The following is a 16705-nucleotide window of genomic DNA, read 5'->3' on the forward strand; positions in this document are numbered from 1 at the left end:
GGGTTAGCCGCACTGGGCCAGGGATGGCCCATTGCGGCGGCCCACGGATTCAAGCCGGAGTGCGGGCATGCCGAGCCTAAGCGAGGCACCGAGTGGTGGGGCAAAGCGTTTTTTGGTTACTTTTTTAGGCGCTTTGTAAAAAAGTGACCCGCCGTAAGGGCGGAACCCTAAGCAGCCGTTACCGCAGCAACGGATATGTACTCATATCTACCTAAACGCCTGATCGACATGCATTGTTAAAGGCCAGCAATCCATATCCCTTTAATTTGCGGGAAGTTTCCTAGACAATCCTTCGGCCTTGCGCCTGCTCACTCCACTGGCTAGCCTTCGCTCCGTCGCTGCATATCAGCGATCAGGGGTGAGATCCTGTGATGTGATTAGGTACCAAGTGCCACAACCGCGAGCAACATGCTCTATGGCGGCTGTGTGCGGGCAGACTTCGGTCTGACCGGGTGTACCTGACCGGCAATCTCACCCCGCACATAGCTGCCACCTTTTGACGAGTGAGATCGGCAAGAGAATGGCTCCAGATCTTTCAGGAGATTCATTCATGCATAAAATCGTCCCAGACCCACCCCGCTTCACCCCCGACCGCGAAATCTTCGAACGCGCCCTGAGCCACTACCTACAACCCGACTCACCGCCGTCCTTCACCGTGCACCACGACCTCAGCTTCGAAGACGCCCTCGCCCAAATCTGCGACTTGCTGCGCTGTGCAGCCGCCACCGCAGCCGTTTCCAGCCAAGGGTTGAGCGGCGATCAACGCCACATCGCCGGTGCCACCGAGCACCTGATCGACAGCGCCAAAACCCTCGCCGACCGCGCGCTGGACTGCCTGCACGCCGCATGACCCCTGTTGGAGCTGGCTTGCCTGCGATACAGACACCTCGGTCTTTCTGTCACACCGAGGTGATGCCATCGCAGGCAAGCCAGCTCCCACAGTTGATCTGGGTCAGCCGCGGGCACGGTGTGGGCTTTTACAGGTAAACTCCCCTCCTTTTCATCTTCTCCACGGAGTTCGCCTTGCGTCTGTTCCACACCTCCGACTGGCACCTTGGCCAAAACCTGCATGGCCAGGAACGCGACTTCGAACACGCCTGTTTTCTCGAGTGGCTGCTGGGTCAATTAAAAGCCGAGCAGCCGGATGTGTTGCTGATCGCCGGGGACATCTTCGACACGGTCAACCCGCCGCTCAAGGCCCAGGAGCGTCTGTATGACTTCATCATCAGCGCCCACGAACAAAACCCGACACTCACGATTGTGATGATCGCCGGCAACCACGACTCCGGCTCGCGTATCGAGTTGCCGGCGCCGTTGATGCGCCGTTTGCGCACCCATGCCCTGGGGCGGGTGCTGTGGCTGGATGATGGCCAACTGGATGCCGACCGGTTGCTGATCCCGCTGCCTGACGCCAAAGGCAAGATCGCCGCCTGGTGCCTGGCGCTGCCATTTTTGCGCCCGGCGGAAGTCACCGGCGCGCACTTGGGCGACGACTACCTGCGCGGCATCGGCCAGGTACATGAATGGCTGATCACCGCCGCCAATGCCAAACGCAAAAAAGGCCAGGCGCTGATTGCCATCAGCCACGCGCACATGGCGGGTGGTTCGGTGTCGGAAGACTCCGAGCGCAGCCTGATCATCGGCAATGCCGAGGCGCTACCCGCCAGCCTGTTCGATGCCAGCGTGAGTTATGTGGCCCTCGGCCATTTGCACAAGCCGCAGCGGGTAAATGGCGAGGACAGGATTCGCTACAGTGGCTCGCCGATCCCCTTGTCGTTTTCCGAAATCGGCTACAAGCACCAAATTCTCGATGTGACCTTTCAGGGCCAATGCCTGGTGAGTGTCGAGCCGCGCCTGATTCCGCGTTCGGTCAACCTGCAACGCCTGGAAGCCGCGCCGCTGGCAGATATCCTCAAGCAGTTGGCGGATCTGCCCGACATCGACCTGCTCGCCGAAACCCAGCGCCACCCATGGCTGGAAGTGCGCGTGCGCCTCGATGAGCCGCAACCGGACCTGCGCCAGCAAATCGAAACCGCCCTGCAAGGCAAGGCCGTGCGCCTGGTGCGCATTGCCGCCGAATATGCCGGCAAACGCGGCAGTGACGAGACTGACGACGAGCGCCTGATCGAACTCGACCAGCTCACGCCCCAGGAGCTGTTCAGCCGCGCGTGGCAGGACAGCTATGGCAGTGAAGTGGATGAACAGACCTTGAAGGACTTCGCCGTGCTGCTCCAGGAAGTGCAACAGGAGGGCGAACAGCCATGAAGATCCTCGCCATCCGCCTGAAAAACCTCGCCTCCCTGGCAGGCCCGTTTGAAATCGACTTTACCGCCGAGCCCTTGGCCAGCGCCGGGTTGTTCGCCATCACCGGGCCGACCGGAGCGGGCAAAAGTACCTTGCTGGATGCCTTGTGCCTGGCGCTGTTTGGCGCGGTGCCGCGCCTGGGCGATACCGGCCAGGCGAAAATGCCGGATGCCGACAGCGACATTTCCATCGGCGACCCGCGCACCCTGCTGCGTCGCGGCACCGGCGGTGGCTATGCCGAGGTGGATTTTGTCGGCGTCAGCGGCCGTCGCTACCGTGCGCGCTGGGAAGCCAACCGCGCCCGTGACAAGGCCAGCGGCAAGTTGCAGAACAGCCGACAAAGCCTGATCGACCTGGACAGCGACCAACTGCTGGCCAGCCAGAAGACTGAATATAAAACCCAGCTGGAACTGGCCCTGGGCCTGAATTTCGAACAGTTCACCCGCGCGGTGTTGCTGGCGCAAAGCGAATTCAGTGCCTTCCTCAAGGCCAACGATAACGAGCGCAGCGAGCTGCTGGAAAAGCTCACCGACACCGCGCTCTACACCCAGTTGGGCCGTCGCGCCTTCGACAAGGCCAAAGACGCCAAGGACGCGCATAAACAGCTGCAAGACCAGGCCACCGGCGTGGTGCCGTTGCCCGCCGAAGCCCGCGCCGAACTCGATCAACAGTTGGCCGAGGCTCAGCAACAGCTCAAGACCCAACAGGCCCAACTCAAGCAGTTAGAGCTGCAGCACACCTGGCTCAAGGAGCTGCGTGAGTGGCAGGAGCGCCAGCACCATGCAACAGAGCAACTGCAACGGGCGCAGGCGGATTGGGCAGGCCAGGGCCAGCAGCGCCAAGACCTGAGCCGACTGGAGCAATTGGCACCGCAACGCCATCAGTTTGCGCGCCAGGCTGAACTCGCTACGTTACTTGCACCGCTCGCCGCGCAGATTCAGCAGCACCTCGCGCAGCAAACCACGCTGCAGGCGCGTCAGGAGCAGGCGCAACAGCAGCAGTCCGCCGCCCAGGCAGCCTTGGCTGACGCCCTGAAACAGCAGGCCGACGCCGTGCCCTTGTTGCGTCAGGCGTTCGAAGCACAGAGCACCCTCGCCCACCTGACCCAAGACCTGACCAAGCGCAGCGACGACAAACAGCAACAAGAAAGCGCCTGCCAAGAAGGCCAGGCCTTGCTCACCGGGTTGCTGGAGAAGCAAACCCAAGTCACCGAACGCCTGCAACGCCTGGCGGCCGAGCTGGAACGCAGTGCCACTCTGGCACCGCTGAGCGACGCCTGGAGCGCCTACCGCGACCGTCTGCAACAGCTGATGCTGATCGGCAACCGCCTCAACAAGGGCCAGAGCGAGCTGCCGCAACTCGAACAGTGCGCCACCGCCGCAGCCGACAAGTTCGCCCAACAACGCGACGCGCTGGACCTGCTGTATCAGGAAGCCGGTGCCGAGCCGCACGCGGTCGCCGAGCAGATTCAATTACTCGCCAGCCTGCTGCAAGACAACCGCAAGCAACAGCGCGCCTTCGAAGACCTCACGCGCCTGTGGGACAGCCAGCAACAGCTGGACCAACAGGCTGCTGCATTAACGCAAAAGCTCGCGGACGCCCAGCAGCAACGCGAGCAACTGAACCAAACCGGCTTGCAAACCAAGGCCGAACTGACGGTGGCCGAACAAACCCTGACGGTGACCAAGCAACTGCTGGAACGCCAGCGCCTGGCTCGCAGTGCCAGCGTCGAGGAATTGCGCGAGCAGTTGCAGGACGACCAACCGTGCCCGGTGTGCGGCAGCCATGAGCATCCGTACCACCAGCCCGAAGCGTTGCTGCAAAGCCTTGGCCGTCATGATGAAAACGAAGAAGCGACGGCGCAGAAAGCGGTCGACACGCTCAAGGAAAAACTCACCGAGCTGCGTGGCGAAGTCGGCGGTTTGATCGCCCAGCAAAAGGAGTTCCTGCAGCAGCAGGAGCAACTGGCGACCCAGCAACAAGGCCTGACACCCAGCCTGCAAGCGCACCCATTGGCCGCCTCGTTGTTCAATCAGGACGCCGCCAAACGCAGCACCTGGCTGGCCCAGCAACTGGCGCAACTGACGCAAAGCATCAGCCAGGACGAACAACGCCAGGGCGCCCTGCTCAACCTTCAGCAAAATGCCGGGCGCTTGCAGCAACAACTGCAAGCCGCCCAGGACGCAAGCCAGCAAGCCCGCCAGTTGCTGGTGGACCAGCAGCGCGAACTGTCCAACGACCGCGAGCGCCTCGACGAAGAACTCCATGCCTTCGCCAGCCTGCTGCCCGCCGAAACCCTCGAAGGTCTGCGCCGTGAACCGGCGGCGACGTTTATGCAGTTGGACCAGCACGTCAGCCAACGCCTTGAGCAACTGGGCCACCAGCGCGATGAACTGGCCGAGCAGCATGAGCGCCAGCAGGCCATCGAGAAAGAACACACCCATCAGCAGCATCGCCAGCAGCAACTGGACGCCTTGCTCCAGCAGGTCACCGAGCTGTCTGCACGGCAACAGACCGCGCAGGCAACACTCAGCGCACTGCTCGGCGAGCACAGCAGTGCCGAACAGTGGCAACAGCAACTGGACCAGGCGGTGGCCCAGTCACGCCAAAGCGAGACCGATGCCAACCAACAGCTGCAAGAGATCCGCAACGCGCTGATTCAATTGGCCGCCGACCTCAAGGCGCAGCAGGATCGCCAACAGGCTTTGGCCGCCGAGCAGCACACCCTGGGCGAACGCCTGAGCGAATGGCGTGCCTTGCACCCCGACCTGCATGACGAAGGGCTCACGCGCTTGCTGGCCTTTGATGACAGCCACGTCAGCGCATTGCGCCAGCAGTTGCAGCACAGCGAAAAAGCCGTCGAACAAGCCAAGGTGCTGCTGCAGGAACGCGAACAACGCCTGGCTGAACACCAAGCGTTGCACAACGGCAACCTGGCAGCCGAACAACTGGACGCCGCCCTGGCTGCGCTCAATCAGCAATTGGCCGAAGGTGAGAAAACCTGCGCGGAACTGCGTGCGCGCCAGTCCGAAGACCAGCGCCGCCAGGACGCCAACCACGTGTTGGCCGAGCATATCGCCAAGGCGTATGACGAGTGGCAGCGCTGGGCACGCCTGAATGCGCTGATCGGCTCGGCCACCGGCGACACCTTCCGCAAGATCGCCCAGGCCTACAACCTCGACCTGTTGGTGCACCACGCCAACGTGCAACTGCGCCAGCTGGTGCGCCGCTACCGTCTCAAGCGTGGCGGCAGCATGCTCGGGTTGCTGGTGATGGATACGGAGATGGGCGACGAATTGCGCTCGGTGCATTCGTTGTCCGGTGGCGAAACATTCCTGGTGTCACTGGCGCTGGCGTTGGGCCTGGCTTCGATGGCGTCGAGTACGTTGAAAATCGAGTCGCTGTTTATCGACGAAGGCTTTGGCAGCCTCGACCCGGAATCGCTGCAATTGGCGATGGACGCCTTGGACGGCCTGCAGGCACAAGGCCGCAAGGTGGCGGTGATCTCTCACGTGCAGGAAATGCACGAGCGCATCCCGGTGCAGATCCAGGTCAAGCGCCAGGGCAATGGCTTGAGCACCCTGGAGGTCAAGTGAGCGAAGCGCTGCTGTATTCGTTTCGGCGCTGCCCGTATGCGATGCGGGCGCGCCTCGCGTTGCGCTACTCGGGCGTGCCTGTGCAGATCATCGAGGTAAGCCTCAAGGCCAAGCCGGCCGAGATGCTCGCGCTGTCACCCAAGGGCACGGTGCCGGTGCTCAGCGTGGGTGGCCGGGTGATCGAGGAAAGCCTGGAAATCATGCAATGGGCGTTGGCGCAGCATGATCCGGATGACTGGTTGCTCCAAGGCGACCCGAGGGTGCTGGACCTGATTACCGAGAACGATCAGGTCTTCAAACATCACTTGAATCGATACAAGTACGCCGAACGCTACCCGGAGCAGCCGATGGAACATTACCGGGCCGAGGGCGAGGTGTTTTTGCAGACGCTGGAAGGTTTGTTGGCGGGAAATGACTATTTGCTGGCCGAGCATTTGAGCCTGGCCGATGTGGCACTGGCGCCGTTTGTGCGCCAGTTTGCCCATGTGGATCGCGAGTGGTTTGCCGGGACGCCATATCGCCAGTTACAAGCCTGGCTACAACGCTTTGTGGAATCGCCGCTGTTTATTGCGGTGATGGCAAAACCCTGAGCCCAACACAATCAAATGTGGGAGCTGGCTTGCCTGCGATGCCGACAACTCGGTCCAACTGATACACCGAGTTGATTTCATCGCAGGCAAGCCAGCTCCCACATTTGACCGTCGCTCAGCTCAAGCTCAGTGTTGAATCTTGTGATCCAGTGCGGCATAGAAGTTGGCGCTCTGTTGCAGGTATTTCTGGGTGTAGGCGCTGGTGCTGGATTTTTTGCCGGAGACTTCCACGCTGGCAGCGGCAGGCAATGCCACGGTGGCGGAAACAGCGGAAGCGGCGATAATCGAGAAGAGATTGAAGTTCATGTCGGTAACCCTTGTGTTCGTTTGATTGAGTGGCCGGGGAGGGCCTTGGAACCAAACTTACGCCCGAGGGCTAAACCTTAGAAATGCTTTGAAACAGTAGCCGCTATTAATAGAATTAATACACAGAGTCAGGCCCCGCACTGCGGGGCCTGTGGCTTATTGACGCACCAGGAACTTGAGGTCGCTGGGTGCATCGATCGGCAATTTCTGCACGGTTTTACCCAGCAGGCCGGTCTTGGGGTCACGTTCGACCACCACGATTTCATTGCTTTTCTGGTTGGCGATCAGCAGGAACTTGCCGCTCGGGTCCAGGCTGAACTCGCGAGGGTGATCACCTTCGACGGGACGGCGCTGCAGTTCCTTGAGGTGCGCGGTAGCCGGGTCGATGCTGAATACCAGCATCTGGTTGGCTGTGCCGCGGTTGCTGACGTAAAGGAATTTGCCGTCACTTGAGGCGTGCAGTGCTGCGCCCGCCTTGTCGGACACCGGCTGCCCGGCAGCGAAATCCACCAGTTGGGTTTGGCTGAGCGTGCCGTCCTTGTAATCGAACACCGCCACCTGAGCGCTCATCTCGGTGGTCAGCCAGGCATGCTTGCCATCGGCGCTGAACAGCAAGTGGCGTGGGCCGCTGCCCGGTGGCAATGGCACGGAGGCCGGGTTAGCCGCAGTGAGTGGCAGTTCATGGTTGGCCTTTGGGTCATAGTGGTAAACAAAAATCTTGTCTGCCCCCAAGTCCTGGACATACACGTACTTGCCATCCGGCGACGACACCACCGAATGCACATGGTTGGAGGCCTGGCGCTCAGGGTTGACGCGGCTCGCCGGGTGCGCGCTCAACTGCACCGGCGCCGACAGCTTGCCATTGGCATCGACCGGCAGCACCGCCAGGCTACCGCCCGGGTCTTCCAGCACTGAATAGTTGGCGACGAACAGGTAGCGCCCGTCAGCAGCCAGGCTGGAATGGGTCGGCTCGTTGCCCAGGCTCTGCACCTGGTTGATCAGGGTGAGCTGATGGCTCTGCGGGTCAATGCTGTAGCTGCTGACGCGCCCGACCGGGTCTTTCTGGCCCGGGCCGTTCTCGTTGACCACAAACAGGTGCTTCTGGTCTTTGGAAACCGTCAGCCACGAGGGGTTGGCAGCCTTGGCCGCCAGCACCGGCTTGCCACTGAACTGCCCCGTACGGCTATCAAACTGCAGGCGGTAGATTCCTTCGCTGGTGCCGGCCGTGTAGCTGCCCACCAGCAGTTCATACGTGTCGACCGGCGCGGCTTGCACCGACATCGCACCCACACTGCCCGCCATCAGCAGGGGCCAGAATTTACGCATCATCATCCGCTTCATCCTCGTCGTTATTGTTGCCGGTGACGCCGCTCATGCAGACCAGGCGATGCTCGCCCGAGTCACCGGTAAGGGTCCAGCTTTGCAGGGTTTGATCAAAAACCGCCGCCTTGACTTGCTCCAGGCTGAAACTCCAGCGTTTCTCGGCACGACCGTCCATGCAAATGATCAGCAATTTTTGGTCGTCCAGGCTGAAATCGAACGTGTGCAGCCCGTCGATTTCGACCATCTGGCAGTCTTTAAAAGCGTCGAGCAAGGTAGCGGTGTCGGCAGTCATAACCATCAATCATCAAAAGGAAAGACGTCATGATAGGTCAATTTGTTGCATCGGCCTAAGGCCGCGCAATGCAAAACGCCGTGGCACAAGCCACGGCGTTTTGGCAGCAGCGATGGATCAGTGGGCAAACAACGAATTGCCCTTCTGCCCCGCCAGTTTCTCGGGCTTGATCAGGAACCGCGCGAGCGCCGGCAACAGCCACAGCGCGCCGAACATGTTCCACAGCAGCATGAAGGTGAGCATCAAGCCCATGTCGGCCTGGAACTTGATGGCCGAGAAGATCCAGGTGCACACGCCGATTGCCAGGCACAGGCCGGTGAACAGCACGGCTTTGCCGGTGGACTTGAGCGTTTGGTAGTAAGCCTCTTGCAACGGCAAGCCGGCACGCAGGAAGCTTTCCAGACGGCTGTAGATGTAGATGCCGTAATCCACGCCAATCCCCACACCCAGCGCCACCACCGGCAAGGTCGCGACCTTGACGCCGATGCCCATGAACGCCATCAGCGCGTTGCCCAGCACCGAGGTCAGTACCAGCGGCAACACGATGCACAGGGTGGCGGCCCACGAGCGGAAGGTGATCATGCACATGGTGGCCACGCACAGGTAGACCAGGATCAGAATGGTCAGCTCCGACTCCTTGATGACCTCGTTGGTGGCGGCTTCGATCCCGGCGTTACCGGCGGCGAGGATAAATTCCAGGCCGTCCTTGTTGTTCTCCTTGGCGAAGTCCTGCACGGCATGTACCGCACGGTCGAGGGTTTCGGCCTTGTGGTCGTTGAGGAACACCAGCACCGGCGCCAGCGAGCAATTGTTGTTGTACAGGCCATCGGCACGGGCAATAGAGTTGTTCAGTACGTCAGGGTTGCGCGACAAGGTTTCCCATTTGAGGTTGCCCTCGTTCATCCCCTTGATCATTTGCTTGGACACGGTCACCAGTGAGATCGCCGACTGCACGCCCTCGGTGTTCTGCATCTTCCACATCAGTTGGTCGATGGGCGCCATGGCTTCATAGCGCGAACAGCCTTCAGCACGGGTTTTGACCATCACCACCAGCACGTCGGAACTGGTGGAGTAGTTGCTGATGATGAAATTGTTGTCCTTGTTGTAGCGCGAGTCCGGGCGCAGTTCCGGTGCGCCCTGGTCCAGATCGCCAATCTTGAGGTTCTGGCTGTACCAGAGGCCGCCACCGAAGGCGATCAGCGCGAGCAAAACAGACACCGGCGCGACCTTGGGGCTGGCGAATTTGGACAGCAGGCGCCAGAACGGGTGTTCGCGGTGCGCGTCCTTTTTACTCTTGGCGATGGCGCGCTGGCTGATGCCGACGTAGGAGATCGCCACCGGCAGCAGGATCAGGTTGGTGAACACGATCACCGCCACGCCGATGGAGGCGCCGATGGCCAGCTCGCGGATTACGCCGATATCGATGATCAGCAGCGTGATAAAGCCCACGGCGTCGGCGAGAATCGCGATCATCCCCGGCAGGAACAGTTGCCGGAACGTGCGTCGCGCCGCGGTCAGCGCGTTGTCAGCCTCACTGGATTGCAGCGCAATACCGTTGATCTTCTGCACGCCATGGGAAATACCGATGGCGAAAATCAGGAACGGCACCAGCATCGAATACGGATCGAGGCCGAAACCGAAAAAGTGCATCAGCCCGAGTTGCCAGACCACCGCCACCAATGTCGTGCTCAATACCGCGACGGTGCTGCGCAGGCAGTTGGTGAACCACAGCAGCAGAATCAGGGTGATGACGAACGCGATACCAAAGAACATCACCACCATGACCAGGCCATCAATCAGGTCGCCGACCTTCTTGGCAAAGCCGACGATGTGGATTTTGACGTTGGGGTTTTGCGCTTCAAACTTGTCGCGGATCTTGTCTTCGAGTTCATGGGAGAACTTGCGGTAGTCCAGGGCCAGCAATTTGCCCTGATCCTGCGGGTCCGGGTAGGACTCCAGCAACGGAATGTCGACGATGCTCGACTTGAAGTCGTTGGCCACCAGGCGCCCGACCTGGCCGGACTTGAGCACATTGTTGCGCAACTGGTCGAGGCTTTGCGGCGAGCCGTTGTAGCTTTGCGGGATCACTTCACCGCCGGCAAAGCCTTCTTCGGTGACTTCGGTCCAGCGTACGCTGGGGCTCCACAGCGACTTGAGGCCCGAGCGGTCGACGCCCGAGATGTAGAACACCTCGTCGTTGATCTGGCGCAGGGTCTCCATGTACTCCTTGGTGAAAATGTCGCCATCCTTGGCCTCCACCGAGATGCGCACGGTGTTGCCCAGGTTGGCCAGGTCATTGCGGTGTTCCATCATCTTTTCGATGAAGGGATGCTTGAGGGGGATCATCTTTTCAAAGCTGGTGGACGGACGAATCAGCGTCGCCTGCCAGAACAGGAAAATACTCACCAGCAGGCAGATGACGATGACTGCCGGGCGATTGTTGAAGATCAGGCGCTCAAGCAAGGTCGCTTTATCGTTGTGATGACTGCTCATTCTTTACCCGCCTTCTTATTGTTTTTCGAGTTCAGCGCCGGCCGGCGTCGCAACGCGTACACCGCCCTGCCCGACCAGAATCAAGTTGCCATTGCCTGCCGCAGTGACCGCCGACAATGAAATGCGGTCCGGGCGGTTGAATACGCTGAAGGTCTGGCCGTCGTCGTGACTGACCACCACACTGCCGCCGTTGCCGACCACGACCAGCGAGCCATCATCGAGCAAACTCGCCCCCGACAAACCGAACTCCAGGGCGCCACGCGCCGCATTCAATTGGACCTGCTCCCAGGTGGTGCCGAAATCCGTGGAGCGATACAGGTTGCCGCGCAGGCCATAGACCAACAGGGTTTGCGGTTGGGCGGTGCTGATCACACCGAACAGCGACCCCGCGTAGGGGCCTTCGAGCTTCTCCCAGGTCTGGCCGTCGTCGCTGGAGCGGAACATGCTGCCCTGCTCGCCGACAATAAACAGCCCGGCATCCTCGATGTGGGCGATGGCGTTGAGGTGGAACTGGTCTTCGTTGTCGAGACGGTCGCTGACGTCTTCCCAGCGTTTGCCGCCATCCGTGGTTTCAATCAACGCACCGTAGGCGCCCACGGCGATACCGTGTTCGGCATCCTTGAACCACACGTCGAGCAACGGGGCTTCGCGCTTGAGGTCCTGGTATTGCTGGGCCCAGGTGGCGCCGCCGTCGGCGCTTGCCAGAATCTGCGCATCATGGCCGACCGCCCAACCGTGTCTATCGTCGACGAAATACACCGCCGTGAGCAGTTGCCGGGTAGGGACTTTGGCTTGGGTCCAGGTGCTGCCCTGGTCATCGGAATAGAGGATGTGCCCGCGATCACCGACCGCCACCAGACGCTTGCCGGCGTGGACCACATCGATCATCAGGCCTTTGGCGGCCTTGGGGGATTCAATCGCAAATACCGGCTGTGCACTGGTATCGCCGGCGGCGAACACGGGTGTCGATAACACCCCAAACAGCGAGAGCGCTGTGGCCAGCATCGCAACCTTGCGTGCGGCGCGCGGGCAGCAAACAGCCCAACCCATGACAGGCTCACTCATAGACCTTTCTCCCCATTTATTATTGTTAGGTGGTCTCGCCTTCCCGGGCTCTGAAACCTGCACTCTAGAGCGCCTGGAGGAAGCAGGGCCATCCTATCGGGCTTTCGAATCGTCTGACAATCGGCGCTACGTTATCTTTTGTTAACTGGCGGCGTTTGGCCGCGGCCTGAATATGACTGCATTACCCAGGCTGATTAATGAATATTTATTCCACCTATTGAATTTAGAGAATTTTTATTCCATTAATGGCGCTCTTGAAAACAATAATTCAAAGGACCACGGCTATGCGTGAACTCGGAATCGGCCTGATCGGCACGGGCTTCATGGGGCGCGCCCATGCGTTAGCGTTCAACAATGCGCGGGCGGTATTCGAACTGCCGGTACGCCTCAAGCTGGCCGCCCTGGCCGATGCCGACACCGAGCGCGCTCGGCGTTGCGCCACGGCGTGGGGGTTTGCCCAGGCCCACGGCGATTGGCAGGCGCTGATCGACGACCCCACGGTTGAAGTGGTGGCCATCACCACCCCCAATCATCTGCACTACCCCATGGCCATGGCCGCCATTGCGGCGGGCAAGGCGGTGTATTGCGAAAAGCCGCTGGCCGTCAGCCTGGAGCAGGCCGACGCCATGCGCCGCGCCGCGCGTGCTGCCGGCGTGGTCACGCGTGTCGGCTACAACTATCAGCACAACCCGATGATCAGCCTGGCACGGCAGATGATCGCCAATGGCGAGCTGGGCGAGATCATCAGCTTCCAGGGCGAGTTCAGCGAAGACTTCATGGCCGACCCGGCTTCGCCCTGGTCGTGGCGTTGTGAAGTGGAACATGCCGGTGGTGCGCTGGCGGACCTCGGTAGCCATCTGCTGTCGATGGCGCGCTACCTGGTGGGCGATGTGCTCAGCGTGTGCGCCGATACCCAAACCGTCCATGCCCAGCGCCCCGCCACCGCCGGTAGCCAGACGCACCGCGCGATTGCCGTGGATGACCAGGTGCATGCGCTGCTGCGCTTTGCCAGCGGCGCCCGTGGCACCGTGAGCAGCAGTTGGCTCAAGCATGGCTACAAGAACCACCTGAGCTTCGAAATCAGCGGTACGAAAGGCACCCTTGCGTTCGATCAGGAACGCTTGAATGAGCTGCGTGTATGCCGTGTCGGCCAGGACGGGTTCCAGCGTTTGCTGGCCGGTCCTGCCCTGCCCGGCTATGCCGCGTTCAGCCCGGCGGCCGGGCATCAGTTGGGCTACAACGAGTTGAAGACGCTGGAAGTACACGAATTGATCATGGCGCTGGCAGGCCAGGGCGTCGATGGTACCGACTTTGACCACGCGTGGGAGGTCGAGCGGCTGGCAACGGCGATTCGCCTGGCCGCGCGGGAAGCGCGTTGGGTCAACGTGAACGAGGTGTAAATGCGGGGAGCGGCGCGCTCCCCCACGCTTTCGGATCAGATGACGAAACGCGCGACCATCCCGTTCAAATCCACCGCCAGGCGCGACAGCTCATGGCTGGCCGCGCTGGTCTGGTTGGCGCCCGCCGCCGACTGAGTCGCCAGGTCGCGGATGTTCACCAGGTTGCGGTCCACTTCACGGGACACCTGCGCCTGCTCTTCCGACGCGCTGGCGATCACCAGGTTGCGCTCATTGATCAGGCTGATGGATTGGGTGATCTGCTCCAGGGCCACACCGGCGGCGCGGGCCATTTCCAGGGTGGCCTGGGTGCGCTGGTTGCTCTGCTGCATCGACTGCACCGCTTCACCGGTGCCGCTCTGGATACCGGCGACCATTTTTTCGATTTCCTGGGTCGACTGCGCGGTGCGATGAGCCAAGGCGCGGACTTCATCGGCCACCACCGCGAACCCACGGCCGGCTTCACCGGCGCGGGCCGCTTCAATCGCTGCGTTGAGCGCGAGCAGGTTGGTCTGTTCGGCAATTGCGCGTATCACGTCGAGGACCTTGCCAATGTCGCGGCCCTGAGTCGCCAGGCCTTCGATCATGACCGACGTGTTTTGTACATCCTGAGTCATGGTTTGAATCGCGCCGACGGTTTCCACCACACGGTCACGCCCTTCACGCGCCGCCTGGTTGGATTGGCTGGAGGCTTCGGAGGTGGACACCGCGTTGCGCGCCACCTCTTCCACGGCAGCGGTCATTTCGTTGACGGCGGTGGCGGCCTGGTCGATTTCGTTGTTCTGCTGTTGCAGGCCTTTGGAGGCTTCCTCGGTGACCGCGCTCAGTTCTTCCGCTGCTGACGCAAGCTGGGTGGCGGAACCGGCAATGTGCTGGATGGTTTGGCGCAGGTTGGTTTGCATGGCCGACAGGGTACTAAGCAGGCGTGCCGGCTCATCCTTGCCATCGTCCTCTATAACTTTGGTCAAGTTGCCACCGGCAATAGTTTGCGCCACCTCCATCGCTTTGCGCAGCGGCGTAACAATGCTGCGCGTCAGCAGCCAGGCCAGCAGCACGGTCAACAATGCCGCCACCACGGAAACGATGATGATCCCGGTAACGCCTTGCTGATAACTGGCCTCAGCATTACGCCCGGCCTGGTCGGCATCGGCGCTATTGATCGCAATCAGCTTGTTGAGTTGCTCACCCATCAAGTCGGTGCCGTCCTTGATACGCGTATTGATGAGGGTACGCATCTCCTCGACTTTGTTTTGCTGGGACAGCGACAGCATCTCTGCCTGGGCCGCGAAGTAATTCTCAAGGGTCGCGGCGAAGGTTTTATACAGGGCCGCCTCCTCGGTACCCGCCGGCATCACCGAATAAGCGCTCTGAGCCTGCTTGACCTTATCCATGAGTACGCCAATGCGCGTCTTGGCTTCTTCGAGCGCAGCAGGTTCGCGGTTGATCAGAACCCGAAAGGACAGAATGCGCAGGCGCAGGACGTTTTCTGTCAGGTTACCGAGGTATTTCACACTCGGTAGTTGGTTGGCCCCCATGTCCAAGGATGCCTGGCGGATCGTCGTCATGCGGGTGACGGCAAACACACCAAGGATTACTACCAGCAACGCAATGAACGCAAAACCGAGAAAAGCGCGAGGGGCAATATTCAGATTACGAAGGGACATAGGGCTGCTCTCGAGAAGTAGTGTTTGCACGCATCCCTGCCGCGACACGATCAGTCAGCGTCAACGCGGCGACCTGATCTTTGGGCACCACTCTTGTAATTAGGATAGGTGGGCTTACCTACGCTATCGGCAGACGTGTGAAATTTATGCAGAATATTTCGAAATTTTTTTACACACTTCTGACAACACGTACTTTCTGGCATCCTGCGCGCCCCTTTCCCTACCGGGCCTGTATTTTGTCTGACGCTCAAACCCCTCGCCCCCGCTATAAATCCGACCTGATCTACGGCCTGGAAGACCGCCCGCACTTCACCGCAGCGATTTTTGCAGCACTGCAACATGTGCTCGCGAGTTTCGTCGGCATCATCACCCCCACGTTGATCGTCGGCGGCGTGCTTGGCCTGGAAAGCGAAGTGCCGTACCTGGTGAGCATGGCGCTGTTCGTGTCCGGGCTCGGGACCTTTGTGCAAGCGCGCACGTTCGGTCCGATCGGTTCCGGCCTGCTGTGCCTGCAGGGCACCAGTTTTTCGTTTATCAGCGTTATTTTAAGTGCCGGGTTCATGGTCAAGGCCCGAGGCGGCGGCACGGATGAGATCCTCTCGACGATCTTCGGCATCTGCTTTTTCGCAGCCTTTATCGAAGTGGTGCTCAGCCAGTTCATCGGCAAGCTGCGCAAGCTGATAACCCCGGTAGTGACAGGCACCATTATCACCTTGATGGGCTTGTCACTGATCAAGGTGGCGGTCACCGACATGGCGGGGGGCTTCGGTTCCAGTGATCTGGGCGCGGCGAGCAACATGGGGCTGGCGGCGCTGGTGCTGCTGACCATTGTGGTGCTCAACCGCTTCAGTAATCCGTTCCTGCGCCTGGGTTCGATCGTAATCGGCCTGACCCTGGGCTTCGTGGTGGCCTGGTGGATGGGCCGCGTCGACATGGCGGCGCTGCCGCAGGTGCCGTTGATCAGCGTGCCGGTGCCGTTCAAGTACGGGTTCTCGTTCGACTGGGTGGCGTTTATACCGGTGGCTGTGATCTTCCTGATTTCGCCATTGGAAGCCGCCGGTGACTTGACGGCCAACTCGATGATTTCCCAGCAACCGGTCAAAGGCCCGCTGTACATCAAGCGTATCAAGTCGGGCCTGCTGGCCGACGGCCTCAATTCAGCGATGGCCGCGACGTTCAACAGCCTGCCGATGGTGACCTTCGCCCAAAACAATGGCGTGATTCAGCTGACCGGCGTGGCCAGTCGCTACGTGGCGTACTTTATCGCCGGCCTGCTGGTGCTGCTGGGGCTGTTCCCGATGATCGGAGCCGTGCTGCAACTGATGCCCAAACCGGTACTCGGCGGCGCCACCCTGATCATGTTCGGCACCGTGGCCGTGGCCGGGATCAAGATTCTTGCCGAAGCCGGGCTGCATCGGCGCAATGTGCTGATTGTGGCGATTTCCCTGGGCATGGGCCTGGGTGTCGCGGCCGTGCCGGAAGTCTTGCGCGACTTGCCCAAGGCGCTGCACAACATCTTCGAGTCGCCCATCACCGTGGGTGCGTTCTGTGCAATTGTGCTGAACATTTTCCTGCCGGAAGAGTTCTTAGAGCTGGAAGAGGATGAATTTGATCCGGAGTCCTCTACCCTCAAGGTCATGCAGGATCCGGACGTCACGAAATAGGAGCATCTTTA

General features: G+C 60.7%; 12 protein-coding genes. 6 read left to right on the plus strand and 6 right to left on the minus strand.

The window, feature by feature from the left end:
* The first annotated feature begins 550 nt into the window (after positions 1-550).
* From A7J50_RS16025 to A7J50_RS16040, 4 genes are all read left to right on the plus strand, one after another.
* A complete protein-coding gene (locus tag A7J50_RS16025) occupies positions 551-850 on the plus strand; it encodes a DUF6124 family protein (protein ID WP_208604438.1) in 300 nt (99 codons plus the stop codon).
* Between the two features lie 173 nt (positions 851-1023).
* Positions 1024-2265: an exonuclease SbcCD subunit D C-terminal domain-containing protein gene (locus tag A7J50_RS16030; RefSeq protein ID WP_064452696.1), complete on the plus strand. Its 1242-nt coding sequence runs from the start codon at positions 1024-1026 to the stop codon at positions 2263-2265.
* The gene (locus A7J50_RS16035) at positions 2262-5900 is read left to right on the plus strand and encodes an AAA family ATPase (RefSeq protein ID WP_064452697.1); all 3639 of its coding nucleotides are present in this window, start codon (positions 2262-2264) and stop codon (positions 5898-5900) included. Before A7J50_RS16030 ends, A7J50_RS16035 begins: the two co-directional genes overlap by 4 nt.
* Positions 5897-6490: a glutathione S-transferase gene (locus A7J50_RS16040; RefSeq protein ID WP_064452698.1), complete on the plus strand. Its 594-nt coding sequence runs from the start codon at positions 5897-5899 to the stop codon at positions 6488-6490. Before A7J50_RS16035 ends, A7J50_RS16040 begins: the two co-directional genes overlap by 4 nt.
* 126 nt (positions 6491-6616) lie before the next feature.
* Here A7J50_RS16040 and A7J50_RS16045 read toward each other — a convergent pair whose 3' ends face one another.
* From A7J50_RS16045 to A7J50_RS16065, 5 genes are all read right to left on the minus strand, one after another.
* Positions 6617-6796, minus strand: coding sequence for a hypothetical protein (locus A7J50_RS16045; protein ID WP_064452699.1), 180 nt, complete (start codon positions 6794-6796; stop codon positions 6617-6619).
* A gap of 156 nt (positions 6797-6952) precedes the next feature.
* A complete protein-coding gene (locus A7J50_RS16050; RefSeq protein ID WP_064452700.1) occupies positions 6953-8128 on the minus strand; it encodes a lactonase family protein in 1176 nt (391 codons plus the stop codon).
* Positions 8115-8411 carry a DUF5629 family protein gene (locus A7J50_RS16055; protein ID WP_064452701.1) on the minus strand — a complete coding sequence of 99 codons (297 nt, stop codon included), beginning with the start codon at positions 8409-8411 and terminating at the stop codon, positions 8115-8117. The genes A7J50_RS16050 and A7J50_RS16055 overlap by 14 nt, the downstream gene beginning before the upstream one ends.
* Before the next feature lie 117 nt (positions 8412-8528).
* A complete protein-coding gene (locus A7J50_RS16060; protein WP_064452702.1) occupies positions 8529-10904 on the minus strand; it encodes an efflux RND transporter permease subunit in 2376 nt (791 codons plus the stop codon).
* Between the two features lie 15 nt (positions 10905-10919).
* A complete protein-coding gene (locus A7J50_RS16065) occupies positions 10920-11954 on the minus strand; it encodes a WD40/YVTN/BNR-like repeat-containing protein (RefSeq protein ID WP_208604470.1) in 1035 nt (344 codons plus the stop codon).
* 299 nt (positions 11955-12253) lie between these two features.
* Here A7J50_RS16065 and A7J50_RS16070 point away from each other — a divergent pair, with 299 nt between their 5' ends.
* Positions 12254-13369, plus strand: coding sequence for a Gfo/Idh/MocA family protein (locus A7J50_RS16070; RefSeq protein WP_064452704.1), 1116 nt, complete (start codon positions 12254-12256; stop codon positions 13367-13369).
* Between the two features lie 35 nt (positions 13370-13404).
* On the opposite strand, the gene A7J50_RS16075 is transcribed toward A7J50_RS16070, so the two are convergent.
* Positions 13405-15030, minus strand: a complete 1626-nt coding sequence (locus tag A7J50_RS16075) for a methyl-accepting chemotaxis protein (RefSeq protein WP_064452705.1) — start codon at positions 15028-15030, stop codon at positions 13405-13407.
* Between the two features lie 236 nt (positions 15031-15266).
* On the opposite strand from A7J50_RS16075, the gene A7J50_RS16080 reads away from it, so the two are divergent.
* Positions 15267-16694, plus strand: coding sequence for a nucleobase:cation symporter-2 family protein (locus A7J50_RS16080; protein ID WP_064452706.1), 1428 nt, complete (start codon positions 15267-15269; stop codon positions 16692-16694).
* The last annotated feature ends 11 nt before the right edge of the window (positions 16695-16705 follow it).

The organism is Pseudomonas antarctica (genome assembly GCF_001647715.1).
Lineage (GTDB): Bacteria > Pseudomonadota > Gammaproteobacteria > Pseudomonadales > Pseudomonadaceae > Aquipseudomonas > Aquipseudomonas antarctica_A.